Annotated in this window: 1 protein-coding gene; it reads left to right on the top strand. The window is 67.0% G+C overall.

Translation table 11 applies throughout. From position 1 onward, the window contains the following. The first annotated feature begins 102 nt into the window (after window positions 1-102). Window positions 103-1,239 carry a metallophosphoesterase gene (locus ABGA94_RS05670; RefSeq protein WP_065178141.1) on the top strand — a complete coding sequence of 379 codons (1,137 nt, stop codon included), beginning with the start codon at window positions 103-105 and terminating at the stop codon, window positions 1,237-1,239. Window positions 1,240-1,354 lie beyond the last annotated feature (115 nt).

Genomic DNA, 1,354 nt, shown 5'->3' with positions numbered 1-1,354 from the left:
AGCCGAGCCCATGCTGGGCTTCGGGGATGCAGCCCAGCATGGCTCGGCTCTACACAACATGGCCCGCAGCCGTCACCATGGCGGGCCCGCTTTCTGTCATGGATGGTTGCAGTGCTGAGTACGATCGGTTTGTTGATGGGCCTGTATGTGGCCTGGCGCCTGTTCTGGCCGCTGCGCATGCCCATCGGGTTAAAGGTCGTGCTGTCGCTGCTGATGGTGGCTGTGGCCGTGCAGCTGCGCATCGTGGCGACCTTTTGGGGCACGATGGCGTCGCCGGAAATTCCGAAACTGGCCATCGCCACGCTGGCCACCGGCTCCACGGCGGTACTGCTGCTGGCATTGGTGATGCTGGTACTGGACGCCGGCCTGCTGGTTTCGCGCCTGCTGCGTTGGCCGCGCATGGTATCGGCCCTGCGTGCACCGCAGCTGCGGCCGGCGGCCGGCGTGCTGGCCCTGCTGGTCAGTGGCTATGGTGTCAGCCAGGGCATGGCAGTGCCCCAGCCGCGGCAGATCGAGGTGAGCATTGCCGGGCTGCCAGCGGCGTTCGACGGCTATCGCGTGCTGCAGCTGACCGACATCCATGCCAGCCGCCTGCTGACCGGTGACTGGGTGCGCAGGGTGGTGGACCAGGGCAACGCGCTGAAGCCGGACCTGATCGTGATCACCGGTGATCTGATCGACGGCAGTGTCGAGGCCCGTCGCGACGACGCGCGTCCTCTGGCCGATCTGCGGGCGCCGGACGGTGTCGTTGCCATTACCGGCAACCACGAGTATTACGCGCAGTACCAGGCATGGATGCAGGCGTTCCGCGCGCTGCACATGCAGGTGCTGGAGAACAGTCATTTGCAGGTACGACGCGGCGATGCGGCGCTCACCATCGCCGGTGTCACCGACCCGGTGGCGGCACGCTACGGCCTGCCGCTGCCGGATCTCCAGGCTGCACTGGAGGGTGCCGATCCGTCCGCGCCGGTGATCCTGCTCGATCATCGCCCGCGCAATGCACGCGAGGCGGCGGCGCGTGGGGTGAAGCTGCAGCTGTCCGGGCACACTCACGGTGGGCAGATCATCGGCATGGACCAGCTGGTGAAGCGCGCCAATGGCGGTTTTGTCTCCGGCCGCTATGACGTGGATGGGATGACGCTGTACGTGGGCAACGGTGCGGGCCTCTGGGCCGGTTTCCCGGCGCGCATCGGCGTGCCGTCGGAGATCACCCTGGTGACATTGCGCCGCGCGCCGTGACCTGAAGTGGGGCAGGTTCCTTTGCGCAGGGAGTTCGCTGCCTATCGCGCTGGGATCCCTCTGTAGAGCCGAGCCCATGCTCGGCTGAACCAGAGAGGCAGCCGAGCATGGGCTC

It is taken from the genome of Stenotrophomonas sp. 3diitr2024, assembly GCF_042136455.1.
GTDB lineage: Bacteria > Pseudomonadota > Gammaproteobacteria > Xanthomonadales > Xanthomonadaceae > Stenotrophomonas > Stenotrophomonas sepilia.
The sequence above is the reverse complement of the archived record's forward strand: the minus strand, read 5'-3'. Positions and strand labels throughout refer to the sequence as shown.

What these genes read in the sequence shown, in the direction of transcription:
- ABGA94_RS05670 (WP_065178141.1), top strand. Translation starts at nt 103, where the DNA reads ATGGTTGCAGTGCTGAGTACGATCGGTTTGTTGATGGGCCTGTATGTG.